The following is a 14636-nucleotide window of genomic DNA, read 5'->3' as shown; positions in this document are numbered from 1 at the left end:
GCATGCCGTGGTTCAAGGTCGACGACTCGTTCTACGACCATCCCAAGGTGTTCGACGCGCCGGACAGTGCGGTGGCGTTGTGGACCCGTGCCGGTAGCTGGTCAGCCCGGAACCTCACCGACGGTTTCGTGCCCGCCAACCTGCCCGCGCGGCTCTGCGATACCCCCGAGACCGCTGTGCAAGCGTTGCTCGACCGCGGGTTGTGGCGGCGAACGAAAGGCGGCTACCGGTTCCACGAATGGGACAGCTACCAGCCCACCGCGGCCCAGGTGAAAGACCTGCGGGCCAAACGCGCCGAGGCCGGACGCCGGGGTGGGCGGGCCAAGGCCCACAACACCAAGCAAACCGCTGACAACGGCCAAGCAAGTGCCAGCGGTGATGCCAAGCAAAACGCTACCCCGACCCGTCCCGTACCAGAGAAAGAAGAAGACTCACTACGTTCGTCTTCCAAGAAAGCCACGCGCGGGACGAGAATCCCCGACGACTTCGCCGCCACACCCGAGATGGTGACCTGGGCCCGGGAACACACCCCGCACGTCGACGGGCGCACCGAGACCGCGAAATTCATCGACTACTGGCAAGCCAAAACCGGGAAGGACGCGACCAAGCTCGACTGGGTCGCCACCTGGCGCAACTGGATGCGCAACGCCGCCGAACGCGCACCGAACCGCGGCCGCAAGCCGACCAAGGACGACAAGATCCGCGCCCTGCAAGCCCTGAAATCCACACCCCTGCCAGCCCTCGAAGGCGGTGCATCATGACCCTGACCCGCGACCAGGTGGTCGATCTGCTCTCGCTGATCGTCGCCCACGACGGGCGCAACCCCAGCGAATCCGACCTCGAGGCGTGGAGCGAGCAAGCCGCCCTCGGACGCTGGACTTGGCCCGAGGCCCGAGACGCGGTGATCACGCACTTTCACCACACCAGCGAGTGGATCATGCCCAGCCACGTCGCCGTCATCATCCGGGGCCGCCGCCAAGACAAGGCATCCCGGCGCATGGCCGAACACCGGACCATGCTGAACCAACCAGCCAGCGACACGCGTGTCCGCGAAATCGTCGACCAGGTATCCGCCTCGCTGGGCTGGGTCCCCAAACACGGACCCGTCCTGTCCGTGCCCTGCCCGCACTGCCACGCCGCACCCGGCTACCCCTGCACCCGATCAGGACGCACCGGGAAACCCGATATCGCCGTGGCCGCGCACCCGTCCCGGCGAGACAAGGCCGACCAGGAGAGCCAGAGATGACCGACTACGAGCTCGAGGTGCCGATGCTGCGCCCACCGCACCGCCGCGGCGAGCAGACCTCGCTACAGGTGGGCCCGCCGCTCACCGCGAACATGCGCCTGGACTGGGGCCGCCGCGCCGCGCGCACATCCCGGATCCGCGAAGGCGTCGGGTGGGCCGCGAAAGCCGCCCGCATCGGCCGCCAGAAGCACATCACCGTGCGGCTGCACTACCGCGTCAGCGACGCCACTCGCCGCGACCCGTCGAACCTCATGCCCACCCAGAAAGCCGCGGTCGACGGACTGGTGGACGCGGGGATCGTCCCCGACGACACCCCGGACTACGTCACCGAGGAAATGCCCATCATCCACACCGAACCCGGGCCCCGGCGGCTCTGGCTCACCGTCACCACCCAGGAGCACACGCCATGAAACCCACCGACGCCACCGGCACCACCTACCTGCAGGTACGGCAACACCCGAGCTACGGCCACGAACTGCGGGTCATCAAGTGCACCCAGAAACACCCCGCGCAGACCGAACCCGGCTGCGTGGTGGTCAAGGTCAGCCTGCAGATCCCGCGTAGCGCATTCCAACCGCTCGAAGCACCCGAGATCGTCGTCCCCGAACACCACGTCGCGCTCGGCGCGAACTCCGAGCCCGCCGAGGAGGAATGAACCGATGCCACTGCACCAGAAACTCACCAACGAAGCCACCGACCGGCGTACCGGCATGACCCTCGACGAGCTCGCCACCTTCGTCACGCGCGCCCTGCACGCGGGCGCGGACGGGGCCGAGCCCGTGACGGTCGTGGCCGGCATGCGCGGCGGGATCAAGCAAATCACCGTGGAGGTACAGCAGTGAGCACCCAAGAACCCGGCGCGATCACCTTGGCGCTGAAGCGAATCGCCGACGCACTCGAACGCCTCGCCCCTCCCGAGCCCGAGGACGAGCAGTGCAAGTCCGTCACGCGCCCTCGACGGCCTGCGCCGCCGATGCGTGTTCGGCGCCCAGCACGACGGCCCGCACTACGGCGGCGACGGCGTGCAATGGTCAGATCGGGGCGCGCTGTGAACGACATACTCGACCAGATCGACGCCGCGATCGGCTGCCAGCAATGCGGCCGTGAGCTCGGCGATTCCCCCTCGGACGACTTCTGCTCGGAGTCCTGCCAACAACGGTGGCACGCCGGGCGCGCGGGTGCCACACGACCATGGTTCGACGAGGTCGACCCGGATGCCGTGGCGCGCATGCTCGAGGCGCACAACGCGCTCGCCGCGGTGGTTCGAGCGTTCGCCGAGGCCACGGCGGCCAGGCTCGCGCGAGCATTCCAGGCTGCGAGCGCCAATCTCCCGAAGCTCACCCAGCCACGGCCGGACGCCCCTATGCGCCGCGCTCTGCAGTTCCAGCAGCAGCGCAACACCGGCCCGCGATTCGACCGGCACGCCCGGCTCGGCAGAGGCCAGGTGCGGCCATGACCCTGAACACCAAGGTGGCCATCGCTGGCCCTGTCGACGCGATGAAGGTCTACCGCTTCGGCCGAGACCTGCTGGACACTCCCGACGATATCGAGCCCGAGCGGGGCGAGAGCTACTTATCTGCCTCGGTGAAGTGGATCGCGAACCCCATCGGGATCGGACTGTCCGCCATCCTCACGGTCAAGTACAGCAACGATGATGGGATCCGGCACGTCTGCGACAAGTTCTGCGATGCCGAAGTGGGACCGAGCTTGTGGAACCCGGAGCACGTCGTCACCCAGGAGGAGGTGGAGAAGCATCGACGTTGCATCGACAGCGATCCGAGCGAGAACGGTTGGGCGCAGGTGGTGCTCAGCTTCGATACCGCCTACGGCTACCGCGGCGACAATGGTGAGCGGTGCTCCGAACTTCACGTTCGCCTGATGTCCAAGCTGGGCAAGTGGCTCGACGATCAGGGCCTGGAGTGGAAGTGGTGCAACGAGTACACCGACGAGTGGCATGACCGCTACGACGGGATGGTGGCCTTCGTCGGCGGCGGTGATCAGGCGATGCGCTGGTTCGACCAGGTTGTCGCGCCCTACATCTCCGGACAGGCGCAGTGATGACCAGTCTGGTGTGCGTGCGCTGCTCGAGCGAAACCCGCCCCGTCGAGGCCGAACCGAGCAGCAACCTGTGTGCCGACTGCGGGAACCGGATCCTGCGGTGGCTGCGTGAGATCGAAGCCTGCTTCGCGGCGCTCTCCGCGCTGCCGGTGCACGGCGGGGAAGCGCGGCACGCGCCCGGATACGGTTCCCGTTCCCCGGCCCGCGACGACGTGATCGTGGAAATGGACCCGCGCAGCAAGGTTGACGAGTATGAGAACGTCGGCGCGCTGGCCGCGATCACCTTGTGGACCCGCATCATCGCCCGCGAACGTGAGATCGAGCAGTCCGAGCACGTCAACATGCCCGACGAATGCGCGTTCCTGCGCAGCCACCACGGATGGATCCTCGCGCAACCGTGGGTCGACGAGTACGCGCTCGAGCTCGACGAGATCCGCCGACGCCTGGTGCAGCTCGTCGGACTCGCCCCGGACCCGCCTGCGGGCGACTGCATGCGCATCAACTGCAGCGGACACGTGTACCCGCTCCCGGACGCATCCGGGGTGCGGTGCCGATCGTGCCGAACCGTCTACACCGGGTTGGACCTGGCCCGTTTGCATGTGTCACAGGGGGTGCAGGTGCGCCAGTAACGCACCACGACCAATGCCCGATCAATAGCTATACTGCCCGTTTGATGCCGAGAGGTGTATCGCCGTGGTCGCTCGCGAATGTTGGTGCTGCAACGTGAAAGCGCAGCAGAAACCTGTTGGCAGTCCTTCCCGACTGAAGCTCAACCTAATCCCTCACCTTCAACATTTGTCGAGTACACATAAAGGATGGTCCCTGGCGTTCGTGTGTGGTGAATGTAATGCACACAGCGTGGGGTTGACTTCTTGTGATGACACTAATGATCACCCGGATATTGTTACCGAAATGATCGACACCGGAGAGTTGGAAATAGTCTGGCATCCCATGGGTCCGATTGGGAAAACTTATGATCACGTTCCGGCCGATATCGCGAGCATGGCGGATGAGGCCCATAGGGCGCACAGCGTTGGTTGCTACCGATCCTCTGTGATCCTGGCTCGAGCAGTAATCGAAGCGGCGGCTAAGACCAAGGGGGCTGTCAAGGGGAACTTGCAGCAGAAGATAGACAACCTTCACGAGCAAGGGCATATTCGACTATTTGTCAAGGATGCTGCACACGGGATTCGTGACTCAGGAAACGATGCGGTCCATGACTTAAAGATCGTACCAGAAAAGGAGGATTCATCGGAGGTGCTTACACTGATGGCTAGTGTTCTTGATGATATCTTCATAACGGGGGAGACGCTGAAGCAGATGAAAGAGAAGCGGGAGGAGAAGGTTGGGAAGTGAAATTGGCAGGCTGAAATCTTAGAGATAACTTCCGCATGTTGAGTTCGACCCCGGATTCGGGGTCGAACTCTTTTTGTTCTTGGTCGGCGACTATCCGTGATGGTCGCGGTCGGCGGCGATCCGCGCGGCGGGGAACACCCAGGCGTTGCCGACCTTGATTCCGCCGAGCTCGTCGGCGCGCTGCTGTACCCGCTGGTGCACGACGCCGAGCTCGGCGGCGGCCTCGGCCTTGGACAGCAGCGGCGGCACCACGGGGTTGTCCTGCCGGGCGGTGTGCTCGGCCTCGGTCAGCACCTCGAGTGCCACGATCTGCGGGGTGCCGTATCCGGCGGCGCGGGCGGCCTCGGTGACCGCGCGGGTTGCCGCGGTGCTTGCCTCGGGCAGGGTGCGCGCCTCGATGGACAGCTGCGCGTCGAGGTAGCCATACGGGCTCAACCCGGTGGAGGCGTGGTGTGGCTGCAGGCGTTCGAAGAACGTGTCCGTGTTGGTCTCGTGTGTAGGGCGCACGTCGAGTTCGATGTGCGCCGCGAACCATGGCATTCTGGGTTCGCCCCTTCCTTGCTGACACCTGGTTGTGGGCGGGGACCGGCTAGCCGATTACTAGCCGGTCCCCTTCACTCAACCATCACGGGCGGTACCCGTGACGCTTGAGGTGGGCGACGGAGTTTTTCAACCCTCGCCAGTCGCTCGGGGTCTGCGGCAGCTTCGTGACGAACTCTCCATCTCGGTAGACGAGCGGGTAGCCCTTCGCTGAGTACCGCACCTCGAACCCCTGCGCTTCAAGCCGACGAATCAGCTTGCGTACGTCCTTGTCCATGATCACCCCCTCCCTTCCTTGCTGACAACGAAATACTAGCAGATCTGCTAGCGGAAAGAAATAGATATGAGGGTGAGTTTTCGAATCAATGACACTAGCAGAACTGCTAGTTTGAGTGTATAGTTTGTGGTGTCAGCAAGGAAACCCAGTCACTTCAACGAAGGGGCCGAACATGTCCACTGCCAGCACCATCGACCGCTTGACCGCGCTGATCGAGCACCCGAAGACCTCCGAGGCCGAGCGCGATGCCGCGCGCCGCGCCCTGGTGCGCCTGCAGCGCGTCGCCGCACCGGCCGATGCCCGGCGGGTGCGCTATCCCCGCTGGGAGGGCGCCCGGTATCGGGAGGTGCGTTCTCTGCCGCTGGCCGAGATCGCGAAGCTCATGCGTCAGGACATCAAGCTCGCGCGCAAGGTCGGCAACGCCGCCACCGGAGACAGCGACAAGACGCCCGCGTTGTTCGCGCCGATCGCCGGGGCGCCCACCGAGATCAAGTACAGCGTGCGCACCGAGCATTTCTCGGGCGGCGGGTCGATCGACATTGTCATCCGCAACATTCCTGCCGAATGGGGATGGACGATCAAGTCGGACGACTTCGGCCAGGAGCACAAGGTGGCCACGCCCGCAATGCGCGCACTCTTCGAGGCGATCAGGGACATCCACCGCGCCTACAACTACGACGATTCCGATTCGCAGCTGGACCACTTCAACACCAACTACTACGGCCACGTTGAGACTGATCCCCGGATCGACACCCGGCGCAACGTGCATTGGCACTGACCGCGGCGATGCAGCGAACCCCGCGAGCCCGAGGGAGCTCGCGGGGTTCGTCTACCGTGGACGGCATGGGTAGGCGCCTGTCGGCGAGCGAGACGATCGCCGCGCTCGAGCACCTGGGGTTCCCGGCGATCCAGGCGGCCACACTGCGGCGGTGGCGCCACCTCGGCTTGCTGAGCCCCGGCCGCGGCTACGAACCCGCCGAGGTCGCTGCGGTGTACCGGCGGCGTGTCGCGCGCGAGGCGGCTTGATCGTCCGCGCAGGTCACGGGTAAGATCACGCTTTGTAGGGGCGGCGCTATGCCCAGATCACTCCTCCTCGGCAAGCAGGCGATTCTGCTCGGCGAGGCTTTCGTTTTCGAGTTTCCGCTCAAGTCTCGCGTTCTTGGCGGCCAGCTTCTGCTGCTGAATCATGAGGTCGTTCTGCTTGCGCAGTTCCTTCGCGCCCTTCTTGGTGTTGCGGGCGATGCGCTCCTTGTCGGAACGGAAATCGACCGCACCGAACGTGATCATCGAGGTCGTCTTGCGGATCATGCCCATAGCTGGCCCTCCAGTGGCTGTGTGCTGGACATCGACCGCTCGCCCTCACCCGTTACCCGCATCACCGGAATGGAGCAGTCGCCATGCCTGGCACCAAACCGAACCCCGGCACCCCGAAGGACAAGCGCCTGTCCGGGCGCGGGAACAAGCCCGGCCCGAAGAAAGGCAGCCACAACACGAAGCGTGGCAAGTAGCTACCGGTTCTGTTAACACGTAAACAGTTCTGCTAACACGCAAACAGCATCACGCCACCACGGGAGGTGAGCGTGTGGCCTCCGCATTGCAGATCCTCGGCCCGCAGTTGTGGCATTACTGGACCAAGGGTGAGGGGCTGGCGCGGTGGGCGAAGTCGCCGCATCCCTACACGGCGTTGGTGCGGGCCCTGCGTGCGGAGAAGGTGCCCGAGCACATGGTGCACGGGCTGGCGGCCAACATCTTCAAGGCGGTGTTCGGGATCTACCCGAGCCAGCGCCCGAACGGAGGCCGCCCGCTGTGATGCATTTCCATGTAATTCCGGGTGGGTGCTGAACGGTGGTACGCCCAGGGAAGCCGTGCCGGAACGTGAGGTGTCCCAACCTGCAGCCCTGCCCGGCGCATCCGGTGGTGCCGTGGGTGCACACCAGCGCGCGCAACCAGGTGCGGCCCAAGGACCACAACGCACGGCGTGCTCGGGTGCTGCGTCGCTACCATGGCGTGTGCTACTGGTGCGGTAGTGGTGGTGCCTCTCATGTGGATCACGTGCACGAGGTGGCCGACGGTGGCACCTACGCCGAGGACAACATGAGGCCGATCCACAAGGATTGTCACCGCGAGAAGACCAGCGCGGCGCGGCGAGCTCGCGCGGCTGGCAAACCGTTGCGGATCACGTTGCGTGACTGAACCCCAGGGGGTGACTCCCCTCAGGGGGTGCCGGTTACCGCCGTGTACTGCAGGATTTGATCCGTACGGATCCCAGGGTTTCAGAGCGTGACGATAGGGGTGGGCCGCGCCGCCGGGGGGAGTGCGACGCGGCCCGTGGCCGAGCTCGGAGGGGGAATTGAGCCCGGCCCTGCCAGGGACGGTACCGGCGGCCGACGGATTTCGGAACGTAGCGAGGGGGCCGGGATGCCGCAGTCACCGAAACCGACAGCGACCCGCCAGCGACGGAACAAGACCTCGACGGCGGCGAAGCTCTCGGCCGATCACGGCCTGACCGCCCCGGAGCTGCCGCCGCGCGAGCAGGGGTGGCACGCGTTGACGCTGACGTGGTGGGTGGATGTGTGGGCCTCGCCGATGGCGCCGGAGTTCACCGAGTCGGACGTGCACGGGCTGCTGATGCTGGCCGCGCTGCACGATGACTACTGGACCGCACCGGCGAGTAAGCCGCGGGATCGGGCGTTCATCGCCGCCGAGATCCGGCTGCAGGAACAGCGGTTCGGGCTCTCGCCGATCGACCGGCGCCGGTTGCAGTGGGAGATCGAGAAGGGCGAGGACGCCGCGGCGCGGACCCGCAAGCGCAAGGCCGAGACGGCGAAGCCGACGCCACCGGATCCGGCGAACGATCCGCGGAATGTGCTGCGTGCGGTGCAGTGAGCAGCCTGATCGTTCCCGAGCTCGACGAGACGCCGTGGCCCACGCTCGGGCCGCAGCTGGTGGCGTTCCTCGAGGAGCGCGCCGTGTTCGGGCCCGGCGATTTGAAGGGCGAACCGTACAGGGTGAGTCCGGAGAAGGCGGCGATCCTGTACCGGGCGTACGAGGTGTTCCCGCCGGGGCACCGACTGGCGGGGCACCGGCGGTTCTCGCGGGTGTTCGTGTCGGTGTGCAAGGGGCTGGCGAAAACGGAGCTGCTGGGCGCGGTGGGCTACGCCGAGCTGCACCCGGAGGCGCCGGTGCGCTGCGACGGGTTCGACGCGAACGGGCAACCGGTCGGGGTGGCGGTGAATGATCCGTACATTCCGCTGTTGGCCTACACCGAGGAGCAGTCCGACGAGCTGGCGTACACGGTGCTGTACACGATGTGCGCCGAGGGCCCGGACGCGGACTTGTTCGATATCGGGCTCGACCGGATCATGCGCGCCAGCGGGGACGGGCGAGCTGTGTCGCTGGCCGCGGCGCCGAGCGCACGCGACGGTGCGCGCACGACGTTTCAGGGGTTCGACGAGCCGCACCGGATGGACACCGACCGGCACCGCGCGGCACACACGACGATGCAAGCCAACCTCCCGAAGCGGCCGATGGCACAGCCGTGGTCGCTGTACACCACGACCGCCTACGAGCCGGGGATGCGCTCGGTCGCCGAGACCGTGCACGACGAGGCCAAGAAGATCGCCCGCGAGGGCACCCGCGACACGCAGCTGTTCTTTTTCCACCGCGAGGCCGGACCCGAGCACGACCTGTCCACGCTCGAGGGGCGGATCGCCGCAGTCGCCGAGGCACGCGGCCCGGAAGGCGAATACGGTCCCGGCCAGTTCGAGGCGATCGCCCGGCAGTGGGAGCAGCCCGGTGTCGACCGGGGCTATCTCGAGCGGGTGTGGCTCAACCGCACCACCCAATCGGCGCGCCAGGCGTTCAACGCCGCACGGTGGAAGGCTCCGGTCGCCGAGGGCGGCTGTGACGCGGGCGGGGTGCTCGAGCCGGGCGCGTTGATCACGCTCGGGTTCGACGGCGCGCGCAGCCGGGACTCGACCGGCCTCATGGCGTGCGACGTGGCCTCCGGACTGCTGGTGAAGCTGGGGCACTGGCCGCGGCCGACGCACCTGGACCGCGACGACGAATGGTACGTGCCCGCCGATGAGGTCGACGCCGTTCTCGACGACGCGTACGGCCGGTTCACGGTGTGGCGGCTGTACGCGGATCCGGCCTACTGGTGGGACGACCTACGCCGCTGGGCCGAACGACACGGGGAGGACCGGGTGGTCTCGTGGGCGATGAACCGCAAGCGCGCGGTCGGGAACATGTGCCGCAACTTCGCGCAGGCGATCGAGCTGCGCGCGGTCACGCACAACGGGGATCCGGATCTCGCCGCGCACGTGGCGAACGCCCGCCGGGTGCCGATGGAACTACGCGACGACGAGGGCAACCCGCTCTGGTACGTGCGCAAGACCCGCGACGACTCACCCGAACACATCGACCTCGCGTACGCGGCGATGCTGGCGTGGGAAGCCCGCGGTGACGCGCTCGCCTCGGGCGCGCTCGAGGCACACAACGCGGTCGGCGAAATCATCCGAGTCAGGTAGGGGGCCGCGTTGCTGACACAGCTGGACGTCCCGTGTTCCCCGGACTGGTGGTTCGCCCGCCTGGTGCGCAAGCTGCACGAGCGTCAACCGGTCATTCAGGAACTGCGGGACCGGGCGGCCGGGGATCCGCCGTTGCCTGCGGAGTACGACCAGGCCGCGCTCGAGGATGCGTACAAGGTGTTTCTGCGCCGCGCGCGCACGAACTATCTCGCGCTGATCGCCGAGGCCGTGCTCGACCGGCTGCACCCGTTGGGGTTCCGCACCGGCGCGGTCTCCGACGAAACTGGGGACGAGGCGGCGTGGCGTATCTGGCAGGCGAACAGTCTCGACTACTGGTCGACGCTGCTGTTCGACGCCGCGCTGACGATGCGGGACGGGTACACGATGGTCGGCCCGCCGGTGGACGGGATTCCGCGGATCACCGTGGAGGATCCCCGGCAGGTGATCACCGAGGAAGACCCCACCACGGGTAAGCCGATCGCCGGTGTGAAGCTCTGGCACGACGACCTCGACGAGCTCGACCGCGCCGTGGTGCAGCTTCCCGGTCTGGTGGTGCATTACCGGGCCACGAACAAGACCCGCTGGCGCGGTCTCGGGGTGGTGAGCCCGAACGGGTGGGAGATCGACGAATCCCCCTCGGGTCGGGTCCCGATCGACGAGGTCCTGATTACCCGGTTCGCGAACCGGCGTGACCTGCTCGGTGCCTCGATGGCCGAATTCGAGGGCAACGCCATCGACATTCAGGACCGCCTCGACCGCGAGACGTTCGACCGCATGGTGATCGCCGCGGTGCAGGCGTTCAAACAGCGGTGGGTGAAAGGCGATATCCCGAAGGTCGACGCCGACGGCAAGCCGATCGACCTGAACGCGGTACTGCGCTCGGGCCCGGATGCGCTCTGGGCGCTGCGCGGGGCGGTGGAGTTCGGCGAGTTCGACTCGGTGGACCTGACGCCGATCCTGAAAGCGAACGAGTCCGATGTGATGGCGATGGCCAAGACCTCACGCACCCCGGCACAGCACATGCTCGGCGGCGACCTGGTGAACATCGGCGCGGACGCCTACACCGCCAGCCTCGATACGTTCTTGGCGAAATGCGAGCAGCGGATCCGGGCATTCCAGGACCCGCTCGAGCGCACGATGGCGTTGGCGTTCCGCGTCATCGGCGACGACCGGCGCGCGGATCTGCACGACATGGAAGCCATGTTCGCCTCGGCGCAGCGGTTCACGCTCTCGGAGCGCTCTGATGCCGCGGTGAAGATGGTCGGCATCCTCGCGAAGCGCACCATCAAGCGCGACATCCTGCAGATGTCCCCGCAAGCCATCGCCCGCGACGAGGCCGACGCCGCCGCCGATTTGCTCGACGCTGCACTGAACGGAGATGGGAATGGCGCGACCAGCTCTGGTGCGGTTGGTGGACCAGATGACCGCGGCTCGGCGGAACCTGCTGAAAACGACGACCGCGGCATTGCTGCGGATACTGGCGAACCTCGACGAGGATGAGTTCTATCGGCCCGACGCCGCGGTGCAGGGCTGGGCGCGGTTGGCCGGTGCGGCGCAGTCCAAGGCGGCGGCGCTGACCGATGCCGGGCTGGCCCGCGTCCTCTCCGAGCTCACCGGGCGCGATGTCGGGCCGATCGGCACGAAACTCCCCGCGCGGCTGCGCGGCGTGGCTCCCGAGCAGGTGTACCGGCGGGTGCCCGAGCAATACCGGTACGCCCGCTCGGTGGGGCAGGGGCAGGAGCAGGCGTTCGCCGCGGCCGAGACGCGGTTGAAACTGCTCATCTCCGACGATCTGCGCCTGGCCGAACGCGAGACCACCAAGCAGATCTACGTGGCCGCGAAGGTGTCCGGCTACCGGCGGATCGTGCACCCCGAGCTCTCGAAGGGCGGGACGTGCGGGCTGTGCATCGCTGCCTCCGATCGGGTGTACGGGCGCGCCGAGCTGCTGCCGCTGCACACCCGGTGCGAATGCAGCACCTTGCCGATCCTCGGGCGCCTCGATCCCGGCCGGAACCTCAACGCGGACGAGATCGGCGATCTGTACCGGCGCGCCGGGGGAACGGATCGGCAGAACCTGACCAGGGTGCGCTACACGATCCACCACCACGGCGAGCTCGGCCCGGTGCTGCGCGCCGAGGGCGAGCACTTCACCGGGCAGACCGCGGCCGAGGACCGCGGCGAATAGACCACCCCCGAATGCGGGGAGCGCCACGCACGCGCACCAAGTGCGGACCACACCAGAAGGTGGAAACCATGCGACACAACACTTTGCCCACACACGCCCGAACCGGGCTGCGTGCCCTCGGCTACACCAAGCGCGGCCCGATCTGGCCCGTGCTCGGCGGCTCCGAAGACACCACGCCGGATGGCGAGCAGGGCAAGGACGCGTCCGGGAAGGACTCGGATGCGGGCAAGACCTTCTCTCAGGCCGATGTGGATCGGATCGTGGCCGACCGGATCTCCCGCGAGCGCGGGAAGTTCGCCGACTACGAGGCGCTGAAGCAGAAGGCCGCGGAGTACGAGGCGCATCTCGAGGCGTCCGCCAGCGACCAGGAAAAGGCGGTGAAGGCCGCCCGCAAGGAGGGCTACGCCGAGGCGATGTCCAAGGCGCTGGCTCGGATCGCGGCGGCCGAGGTCCGCGCGGTGGCCGCTGACCGGCTCGATGTGGATGCGCTGCTCGAGGGGGCGGACCTGTCCCGGTTCGCCAAGGGGGAGGACATCGACCGTGCCGCGATCGTGGCGTGGATCGACAAGCTCGCCCCTAGCAAGCAGGACGGTTCCGGCGATTCGGGTGGATGGCCGGACATGGCCCAAGGGGGAAGGCCCCCGGTGTCACCGGATCCCGGTTTCGGGACCGACCGCGTGCGTGCGGCGTACGCGCAACCCAACCGATAACGAGAGGCCCGGCGGTGGCCGGGCTGGGAAGGAGTCACCATGGCTGTGACCCTGGCTCAGGTCGCCTTGACCGAGACGAATCCGCTGTCTCGTGGCGTGACCGAGATGTTCGTGCAGGAATCCGCGGTGTTCGAGTCGATCCCGATCGAACCGATCGCGGGTAACGCCTACTCCTATGAGGAAGAGACGGTGCTGCCGGGAACGGCGTTCCGCACCGTGAACGAGGCGTACATCGAGTCCACGGGTGTGGTCAACCCGCGCACCGAGCGGTTGACCATCCTCGGTGGCGACGCCGATGTCGACCGGTTCCTGGAAACCACGTCGAGTGGATCGGTCGCGGACCTGCGCACGCAGCAGACCCGTATGAAGGTGAAGTCCGCTCAGTCGACCTACACCGACGCGCTGTTCAACGGCGACGAGGAGGTCAACGCCAAGTCCTTCGACGGCTTGCGTAAGCGGCTGCGCGGCAAGCAGGTTGCGCAGTTCGCCGGGACGAACACGAACGCGAACGTGATCGAGCAGCTGGACGCCCTGTTCAGCCTGGTCGATGGCGGCCCCGATGTGGTGTTCGCGAACAAGCGGATCCTCGGGCGGCTCAAGTCCGCGTTCCGCGCGGTCGGCGGGGCCGAATACATTCGCTCGGAGATCACCGGCCGCACCACTGTCCAGTGGAACGGGGTGTCCTTTGTGGACCCCGGCAAGCACTGGTCGAACCGCGAAATCCTGCCGATCACCGACAACGCCGCCGAGGTGTACGCGGTGAAGTGGGCGTCCGGGTTCGGCGATGTCGGGGTCATGGGCATCTCCAATGGCGGGGTGCAGGCATACGACCTCGGCGAGCTGCAGGAAAAGCCCGCCTACCGGACCCGCATCGAGTTCTATTGCGGGGTCGCGGTGCAGGGCGGCCAGGCCGCGGCCCGGTTGACCGGGTTCCCGGTGAACACCCCGACCAGCTAAGCGAAACGGAGAACAAGCGATGGTGAGTAAGGACAACGGCACCCGCCTGTCGTCTGATGTGACCAAGCCGCAGCCCACCAAGCCCGGTGACGCCCCGGCGGACACCAAGGACTGGCACGAGCGGGCATCCTCGGTCACCGCGGACAAGAAGGCCGCGGCCAGTGCCGGGTATCAGACGGTCAACGCCGTGGTGCCCACCGACCCGGTGCCGGACACCTCGTCCCCGCCGAGCCAGGGTCGCACGGAGACGTATGTGGCCTACGACGGGCGCAACAAGCCGGTGACCGTCACCCATGACCTGGACACCGGTAAGACCACGGTCGGCGCGCCGACCAGCTGAACGAGGGGGCTGCGATGACCGCTGCGGATTCTCCGGTGGTGTTCCCGCCGGGCTCGACCCCGCGCCCGGTGGTGGATCGGGCGGTCATCGCGGCCCTGCTCGGCCGCGCCCTCACCGACGAGGAGTGGGCGCGGGCGCAGATCCTGCTCGATCTGCTCTGGCTCGAAGTGCTGGGGCGCAAACCGTGTGAGCAAGCGGTGGTGAAACCGACGTGGGTCACCGTGCTCGGCGAACTGGTGGCGGACATGCTGCGCAATCCGGGCCGCTACACCTCCGAAACCGAGGGCGACTACTCCTACGCGCGGGGGAAGGTCGCCGCGGTGGTGGGTGCCCTCGGTGATGACGACATGGGCCGGATCTGGGGCGGATGTCCGGGCATGGCCGCGGATATCTTCACTATCCGCACCCCGCCGATTCGGACTTGGCCGTAGGAGGACA

Annotated in this window: 24 protein-coding genes; 21 read left to right on the top strand and 3 right to left on the bottom strand. The window is 66.9% G+C overall.

The features are described from left to right. Positions 1–2: 2 nt before the first annotated feature. The 9 genes from AD72_RS14970 (at position 3) to AD72_RS14930 (ending at position 4660) form a co-directional block, all read left to right on the top strand. Positions 3–761 carry a hypothetical protein gene (locus tag AD72_RS14970; RefSeq protein WP_031467120.1) on the top strand — a complete coding sequence of 253 codons (759 nt, stop codon included), beginning with the start codon at positions 3–5 and terminating at the stop codon, positions 759–761. Then, on the top strand, positions 758–1246 hold the full coding sequence (locus AD72_RS14965; protein WP_031467119.1) for a zinc finger domain-containing protein: 489 nt from the start codon (positions 758–760) through the stop codon (positions 1244–1246). Before AD72_RS14970 ends, AD72_RS14965 begins: the two co-directional genes overlap by 4 nt. Further along, on the top strand, positions 1243–1656 hold the full coding sequence (locus AD72_RS36565; protein ID WP_197284978.1) for a RusA family crossover junction endodeoxyribonuclease: 414 nt from the start codon (positions 1243–1245) through the stop codon (positions 1654–1656). Before AD72_RS14965 ends, AD72_RS36565 begins: the two co-directional genes overlap by 4 nt. After that, a complete protein-coding gene (locus AD72_RS36560; protein WP_031467117.1) occupies positions 1653–1901 on the top strand; it encodes a hypothetical protein in 249 nt (82 codons plus the stop codon). Before AD72_RS36565 ends, AD72_RS36560 begins: the two co-directional genes overlap by 4 nt. A gap of 4 nt (positions 1902–1905) precedes the next feature. Then, positions 1906–2088: a hypothetical protein gene (locus tag AD72_RS14950; protein WP_031467116.1), complete on the top strand. Its 183-nt coding sequence runs from the start codon at positions 1906–1908 to the stop codon at positions 2086–2088. A 206-nt stretch (positions 2089–2294) separates the two neighbouring features. Beyond that, on the top strand, positions 2295–2702 hold the full coding sequence (locus AD72_RS14945) for a hypothetical protein (RefSeq protein ID WP_037345914.1): 408 nt from the start codon (positions 2295–2297) through the stop codon (positions 2700–2702). Further along, positions 2699–3304, top strand: a complete 606-nt coding sequence (locus tag AD72_RS14940; RefSeq protein WP_031467115.1) for a hypothetical protein — start codon at positions 2699–2701, stop codon at positions 3302–3304. Before AD72_RS14945 ends, AD72_RS14940 begins: the two co-directional genes overlap by 4 nt. Continuing rightward, entirely contained in the window at positions 3304–3933 is a 630-nt protein-coding gene (locus AD72_RS14935; protein ID WP_031467114.1) for a hypothetical protein, read from the top strand. Before AD72_RS14940 ends, AD72_RS14935 begins: the two co-directional genes overlap by 1 nt. A 283-nt stretch (positions 3934–4216) precedes the next feature. Further along, a complete protein-coding gene (locus AD72_RS14930) occupies positions 4217–4660 on the top strand; it encodes a DUF4145 domain-containing protein (RefSeq protein WP_051898624.1) in 444 nt (147 codons plus the stop codon). 90 nt (positions 4661–4750) lie between these two features. Here AD72_RS14930 and AD72_RS14925 read toward each other — a convergent pair whose 3' ends face one another. Continuing rightward, positions 4751–5200, bottom strand: coding sequence for a hypothetical protein (locus AD72_RS14925; protein ID WP_031467112.1), 450 nt, complete (start codon positions 5198–5200; stop codon positions 4751–4753). An 85-nt stretch (positions 5201–5285) separates the two neighbouring features. Next, complete coding sequence (locus AD72_RS14920; RefSeq protein ID WP_051898632.1) at positions 5286–5477, bottom strand: hypothetical protein; 192 nt, start codon at positions 5475–5477, stop codon at positions 5286–5288. A 172-nt stretch (positions 5478–5649) separates the two neighbouring features. Between AD72_RS14920 and AD72_RS14915 the strand changes: the two genes are divergently transcribed. Together AD72_RS14915 and AD72_RS14910 are read left to right on the top strand one after the other, a co-directional pair. Then, on the top strand, positions 5650–6255 hold the full coding sequence (locus tag AD72_RS14915) for a hypothetical protein (protein WP_051898623.1): 606 nt from the start codon (positions 5650–5652) through the stop codon (positions 6253–6255). Between the two features lie 65 nt (positions 6256–6320). Beyond that, on the top strand, positions 6321–6503 hold the full coding sequence (locus AD72_RS14910) for a hypothetical protein (RefSeq protein WP_031467109.1): 183 nt from the start codon (positions 6321–6323) through the stop codon (positions 6501–6503). A 57-nt stretch (positions 6504–6560) separates the two neighbouring features. Here AD72_RS14910 and AD72_RS14905 read toward each other — a convergent pair whose 3' ends face one another. Beyond that, complete coding sequence (locus tag AD72_RS14905) at positions 6561–6791, bottom strand: hypothetical protein (RefSeq protein WP_031467108.1); 231 nt, start codon at positions 6789–6791, stop codon at positions 6561–6563. Positions 6792–7059: 268 nt separating this feature from the next. Here AD72_RS14905 and AD72_RS14900 point away from each other — a divergent pair, with 268 nt between their 5' ends. The 10 genes from AD72_RS14900 (at position 7060) to AD72_RS14860 (ending at position 14629) form a co-directional block, all read left to right on the top strand. Beyond that, the gene (locus AD72_RS14900; RefSeq protein WP_031467107.1) at positions 7060–7287 is read left to right on the top strand and encodes a hypothetical protein; all 228 of its coding nucleotides are present in this window, start codon (positions 7060–7062) and stop codon (positions 7285–7287) included. Between the two features lie 116 nt (positions 7288–7403). After that, positions 7404–7670: an HNH endonuclease gene (locus AD72_RS35615; RefSeq protein ID WP_197284977.1), complete on the top strand. Its 267-nt coding sequence runs from the start codon at positions 7404–7406 to the stop codon at positions 7668–7670. 225 nt (positions 7671–7895) lie between these two features. After that, positions 7896–8363: a phage terminase small subunit gene (locus tag AD72_RS14895; protein ID WP_031467106.1), complete on the top strand. Its 468-nt coding sequence runs from the start codon at positions 7896–7898 to the stop codon at positions 8361–8363. Then, entirely contained in the window at positions 8360–10006 is a 1647-nt protein-coding gene (locus AD72_RS14890; protein ID WP_051898622.1) for a hypothetical protein, read from the top strand. The genes AD72_RS14895 and AD72_RS14890 overlap by 4 nt, the downstream gene beginning before the upstream one ends. Positions 10007–10234: 228 nt before the next feature. Then, entirely contained in the window at positions 10235–11506 is a 1272-nt protein-coding gene (locus AD72_RS14885) for a phage portal protein (RefSeq protein ID WP_197284976.1), read from the top strand. Next, complete coding sequence (locus AD72_RS14880; RefSeq protein ID WP_197284975.1) at positions 11427–12191, top strand: hypothetical protein; 765 nt, start codon at positions 11427–11429, stop codon at positions 12189–12191. Before AD72_RS14885 ends, AD72_RS14880 begins: the two co-directional genes overlap by 80 nt. A gap of 68 nt (positions 12192–12259) precedes the next feature. Continuing rightward, positions 12260–12901, top strand: coding sequence for a hypothetical protein (locus AD72_RS14875; protein ID WP_031467102.1), 642 nt, complete (start codon positions 12260–12262; stop codon positions 12899–12901). A gap of 39 nt (positions 12902–12940) precedes the next feature. Next, positions 12941–13858 (top strand): major capsid protein, encoded by a 918-nt coding sequence (locus tag AD72_RS14870; protein WP_031467101.1) that lies wholly within the window; start codon positions 12941–12943, stop codon positions 13856–13858. A gap of 19 nt (positions 13859–13877) precedes the next feature. Beyond that, positions 13878–14198, top strand: a complete 321-nt coding sequence (locus tag AD72_RS14865) for a hypothetical protein (RefSeq protein WP_031467100.1) — start codon at positions 13878–13880, stop codon at positions 14196–14198. A gap of 14 nt (positions 14199–14212) precedes the next feature. Continuing rightward, positions 14213–14629, top strand: coding sequence for a hypothetical protein (locus AD72_RS14860; RefSeq protein WP_031467099.1), 417 nt, complete (start codon positions 14213–14215; stop codon positions 14627–14629). The last annotated feature ends 7 nt before the right edge of the window (positions 14630–14636 follow it).

Origin of the sequence: Sciscionella sediminilitoris, assembly GCF_000737195.2 — a bacterium.
Lineage (GTDB): Bacteria > Actinomycetota > Actinomycetes > Mycobacteriales > Pseudonocardiaceae > Sciscionella > Sciscionella sediminilitoris.
This window is presented reverse-complemented; position numbering and strand designations above follow the sequence as displayed.

What these genes read in the sequence shown, in the direction of transcription:
- AD72_RS14970 (WP_031467120.1), top strand. Translation starts at nt 3, where the DNA reads ATGCCGTGGTTCAAGGTCGACGACTCGTTCTACGACCATCCCAAGGTG.
- AD72_RS14965 (WP_031467119.1), top strand. Translation starts at nt 758, where the DNA reads ATGACCCTGACCCGCGACCAGGTGGTCGATCTGCTCTCGCTGATCGTC.
- AD72_RS36565 (WP_197284978.1), top strand. Translation starts at nt 1,243, where the DNA reads ATGACCGACTACGAGCTCGAGGTGCCGATGCTGCGCCCACCGCACCGC.
- AD72_RS36560 (WP_031467117.1), top strand. Translation starts at nt 1,653, where the DNA reads ATGAAACCCACCGACGCCACCGGCACCACCTACCTGCAGGTACGGCAA.
- AD72_RS14950 (WP_031467116.1), top strand. Translation starts at nt 1,906, where the DNA reads ATGCCACTGCACCAGAAACTCACCAACGAAGCCACCGACCGGCGTACC.
- AD72_RS14940 (WP_031467115.1), top strand. Translation starts at nt 2,699, where the DNA reads ATGACCCTGAACACCAAGGTGGCCATCGCTGGCCCTGTCGACGCGATG.
- AD72_RS14935 (WP_031467114.1), top strand. Translation starts at nt 3,304, where the DNA reads ATGACCAGTCTGGTGTGCGTGCGCTGCTCGAGCGAAACCCGCCCCGTC.
- AD72_RS14930 (WP_051898624.1), top strand. Translation starts at nt 4,217, where the DNA reads ATGATCGACACCGGAGAGTTGGAAATAGTCTGGCATCCCATGGGTCCG.
- AD72_RS14925 (WP_031467112.1), bottom strand. Translation starts at nt 5,200, where the DNA reads ATGCCATGGTTCGCGGCGCACATCGAACTCGACGTGCGCCCTACACAC.
- AD72_RS14920 (WP_051898632.1), bottom strand. Translation starts at nt 5,477, where the DNA reads ATGGACAAGGACGTACGCAAGCTGATTCGTCGGCTTGAAGCGCAGGGG.
- AD72_RS14915 (WP_051898623.1), top strand. Translation starts at nt 5,650, where the DNA reads ATGTCCACTGCCAGCACCATCGACCGCTTGACCGCGCTGATCGAGCAC.
- AD72_RS14910 (WP_031467109.1), top strand. Translation starts at nt 6,321, where the DNA reads ATGGGTAGGCGCCTGTCGGCGAGCGAGACGATCGCCGCGCTCGAGCAC.
- AD72_RS14905 (WP_031467108.1), bottom strand. Translation starts at nt 6,791, where the DNA reads ATGGGCATGATCCGCAAGACGACCTCGATGATCACGTTCGGTGCGGTC.
- AD72_RS14895 (WP_031467106.1), top strand. Translation starts at nt 7,896, where the DNA reads ATGCCGCAGTCACCGAAACCGACAGCGACCCGCCAGCGACGGAACAAG.
- AD72_RS14880 (WP_197284975.1), top strand. Translation starts at nt 11,427, where the DNA reads ATGACCGCGGCTCGGCGGAACCTGCTGAAAACGACGACCGCGGCATTG.
- AD72_RS14875 (WP_031467102.1), top strand. Translation starts at nt 12,260, where the DNA reads ATGCGACACAACACTTTGCCCACACACGCCCGAACCGGGCTGCGTGCC.
- AD72_RS14870 (WP_031467101.1), top strand. Translation starts at nt 12,941, where the DNA reads ATGGCTGTGACCCTGGCTCAGGTCGCCTTGACCGAGACGAATCCGCTG.
- AD72_RS14865 (WP_031467100.1), top strand. Translation starts at nt 13,878, where the DNA reads ATGGTGAGTAAGGACAACGGCACCCGCCTGTCGTCTGATGTGACCAAG.
- AD72_RS14860 (WP_031467099.1), top strand. Translation starts at nt 14,213, where the DNA reads ATGACCGCTGCGGATTCTCCGGTGGTGTTCCCGCCGGGCTCGACCCCG.